The 3,621-nt window shown below is 56.2% G+C and carries 3 protein-coding genes; 2 read left to right on the top strand and 1 reads right to left on the bottom strand.

Annotated elements, in window-relative coordinates; translation table 11 throughout:
* Positions 1-340, bottom strand: a 340-nt coding sequence (locus CPT76_RS38430; protein WP_219845449.1) for a hypothetical protein, incomplete at its 3' end; no start/stop codon positions are given.
* Between the two features lie 299 nt (positions 341-639).
* Between CPT76_RS38430 and CPT76_RS19865 the strand changes: the two genes are divergently transcribed.
* Positions 640-2,121: an S-layer homology domain-containing protein gene (locus CPT76_RS19865; RefSeq protein ID WP_105444189.1), complete on the top strand. Its 1,482-nt coding sequence runs from the start codon at positions 640-642 to the stop codon at positions 2,119-2,121.
* The coding region (locus CPT76_RS40100; protein ID WP_374954695.1) for a glycosyl hydrolase at positions 2,045-3,621 on the top strand (1,577 nt) is incomplete at its 3' end. The genes CPT76_RS19865 and CPT76_RS40100, both read left to right, overlap by 77 nt.

Raw genomic sequence — 3,621 nt, 5'->3', positions numbered from 1 at the left:
ACATTTGCTTCGGATCGGACTGCCGTGGAAATCCGTCCATCGACCCAAGTAAGGGTTGTGTCTGAACAAACCGATTAAACCCGGTATGCAAATCATGACTACGCTGAAGCAGCCGGTGCAATACCGCCAGATGACGGCCGGAAACCAGAAATCGCTTCGCCTCCGTTTCTAATTGGCGAAAAGCGTCCTCCCATGCTTTTAAAGAAGGATCGCTTCGATCTGGAACCGCCTTAGATCTATAGGTTAACGAAATATACTGGATTTCTTTGGAGCAGCCGTCCATAATGCGGATGCAGACTGACACAGGATCATCAACCGGATATCCATAATAGGCGTACAACGCGTATCCTCCTTAACCTAATCATGCTATAAAGCTATGCGGGCAAATGCCTAGAGGTGAACTTGATCTGATGGCCCAAGCCGTTCAGAAGGATGGACCACAATAACAAATTATATTTAGTTATTATTTTATTAGTATTATTATATAACTTAATTATTGCCATCAACACGCCTCTATGATAGTATATTGACTCGAAAAGGAATAAATAAAGCGGTTACATCATTTCTTGAGTTATCCTTTTGTTAGTGTAACGGCCGCTTTGTTAGCCCTTTATCTTCTATCAATCAAGGGGAGTTTTCATGAAAAAGTCATCCAAATGGCTGGGTACTACCCTATCGGCGGTATTGATCGCTTCACTATTGTCTCCCGCCTACGGATCAGCAGCTGTCCAAGCGGACCGCAGCGGCATGACCGCCAAGGACCTTACGGGACACTGGGCACAGGCCAGCGTTCAAAAATGGCTGAGCAGCGGGCTGATCCAGGGCTATCCGGATCACACCTTCAGCCCCAATGCAGAAATCACGCGTGCAGAATTCGTCTCTCTCTTGAATCATTTGTTCGGCTTTACGGCCCAATCTAAGGAAGATTATACGGATGTACCTGCCGACTCCTGGTTTGAAAGCGCTTTCTCCATTGCCAGAGAAGCCGGCTACTATACCGGATATCCCGGCAACGCGGCCAAGCCGGCCGAATCGCTAACCCGTCAGGATGCGGCGGTGCTGCTGGCACGGGCGTTTGAAATAAGCGAAAACGATACAGCCCCCACCCTCTTCTTCCCAGACCAAGAGAACATTGGGGTTTACGCCCGCGAAGCGGTCCGGGCCCTTTCCGGTTACTTCCAAGGCTACCCGAACGGGACCTTCCGTCCCGAGGAACCTATTACCCGCGCGGAAATCGTTACCCTGATCGATAAGCTTGTCAGCGCATACTATCCGGCTGCGGGTACTTTCACCGCCGGAAAGATTCAAGGCAGCGCCGTGGTGAATCACGGGGGTGTCGTCCTGAAGGACGCCGTCATCCAAGGCAATTTATATCTGGCGCCAGGGATCGGCGACGGCGAGGTTACCCTTGATCATGTCACGGTTCAGGGCACCACTTTCATCGAAGGCGGCGGCGCCCATACGGTCATCGTGAAGGACTCTGACCTCGGCAGCGTCCTCGTCAACCGCCGCGACGGCCAGGTGCATGTACAGCTGTCCGGTACGACCCATATCGAGCAACTGACGGCAAACAGCCCGTCCCAACTGGACGCGGGTGACAGCTCGATCATCGACAGTGCCGAGTTCAATCAGCCGGTGCAGCTGAGCCTCGGCGCCGGTGCCTCCATCGCTTCCCTTGAGCCTCGGCGCCGGTGCCTCCATCGCTTCCCTGAACGTGAACCCGTCGGCCGCAGGCACCGCAATCACAGGCACGGGCAGCATCAAGCAGGCGGTGATCCAAGGCAGCGGCATCACGCTGAACGGCAAGGCGCTTCCGTCTGGAACGACCAGCATCTCAGGTGGAGCAGCCAATGCAAGCCCTGCGCCTTCCGGAAGCACGGGCGCAGGCGGCAGCTCTCCGGGCAGCACAGGCGGCGGTTCCAGTTCCGGCGGGAACGGAAACGGCAGCGGCGGTGGCAATGGCGGCGGTCCGGTGGAAAACGTCACGACCGTCAACCTGACGGATGCAGCGGCAACCGACCGCACCAAATCGCTGTTTGTCTATTTGAACCAGCTCCGCGGCAAGAACATCCTGTTCGGCCAGCAGCATGCCACGACCGAAGGAATGTCCATCACGGCTAAGGACGGAACCCAGTCCGACACTTTCAACAGCGTCGGTGCCTATCCGGGGCTGTTCGGCTGGGATACGCTGAGCCTGGAAGGTAAGGAAAAGCCCGGCGTGACCGGCCATGCCGAGCAGAGCCGCGACAACCTCGTCGCCGTCATGAAGAAGGCTTACGCCGACGGCGGCGTGCTGACGTTCAGCTCCCATATGCCAAACTTCGTCACCGGCGGGGATTTTTACGACACCAAGGGCAACGTCGTGTCCCACATCCTGCCTGGCGGGGACAAGAACGCAGCGTATAACGCTTTTCTCGATCAGATCGCCGGCTTCGCCCTGCACCTCAAGACCGATGACGGCAGGCCGATTCCAGTCATCTTCCGGCCGTTCCATGAGCAGAGCGGAAGCTGGTTCTGGTGGGGGGCCGCTTTTACAACGACCGACGAATACAAGGAGATCTACCGTTATACGGTCGAGTATCTCCGCGACAAGAAAGACGTCCACAACTTCCTGTACGCCTACTCGCCGGGCGGCGGTTTTGGCGACTCCGTGGACACCTACTTAAAAACCTACCCGGGAGACGACTACGTCGACATCCTCGGGTTCGACAGCTACTACAACGGCGAGGGCGACTCCTGGTTTAACGGCGTGAAGACGGAAGCCAAAACCGTGTCCAACATTGCGGACAGCCGCGGAAAAGTCGCTGCCTTCACCGAATTCGGCTACCAGAAAATGAAGGTCACTGGCAATACGACGCTCGACTTCTACACGAAGCTGGCAAGCACGCTCAAATCCGATCCGGACGCGAAAAAGATGGCGTTCATGCTGACCTGGGCCAACTTTGGGCCGGACTCCATCTACGTCCCTTACCCAACCGGCGATCCAAATCAGGAGCATGAAATGCTGCCGGATTTTAAAAAGTACTACCAGGATGCGTACACGCTGTTCAGCGACGGGGTGATTGGCGCCTATGATAAAAAGGTCAATACCGCCTCCGAACAGGGCTTCATGCATATCGCCTCTCCGACGGGCCAAAGCACCATCAAGGAGGCTTCCACGACCATTCGTGTCCGCGTCCTGAACGAAACGCCTGACCGTGTCGTTTACAGCGTGCAGGGTTCGGATACCGAGTATCCGATGGTCCTGAACCCGGACAGCGGCTACTACGAGGCGCAGTGGACGCCGGCGGCGGAGCAGAACGGCAAAACCGCGGACATCACCGTCAAAGTGTATGGCAGCAGCGGGGCCGTGCTGCATGAACAGACGAACACGGTGTTCGTGAAGATCGGCGAGGTGCTGGCCGGTGCCTACACTTTCGATACCGCCCCTGACGCGGAAGGCATCCAATACAACGGCGAATATACCAGTTCTTCGGGAGGAACGAATGACGGAAGCGCGGCGTACAGCGATTTTAACGGCGGATCCCTGAAGATCAGTGCGCCGCATTTGAACGGAACCGATTCATGGCAGGAGCTCAAGCTGGAGTTAAAGAACGCCAAGGCCAAAGCCGGCGCCGGCTC

Source organism: Paenibacillus sp. AR247 (assembly GCF_002968895.1).
GTDB lineage: Bacteria > Bacillota > Bacilli > Paenibacillales > Paenibacillaceae > Paenibacillus_AQ > Paenibacillus_AQ favisporus.
Note: the sequence above shows the minus strand (reverse complement) of the source record. Positions and strands in the feature narration are given on the sequence as shown.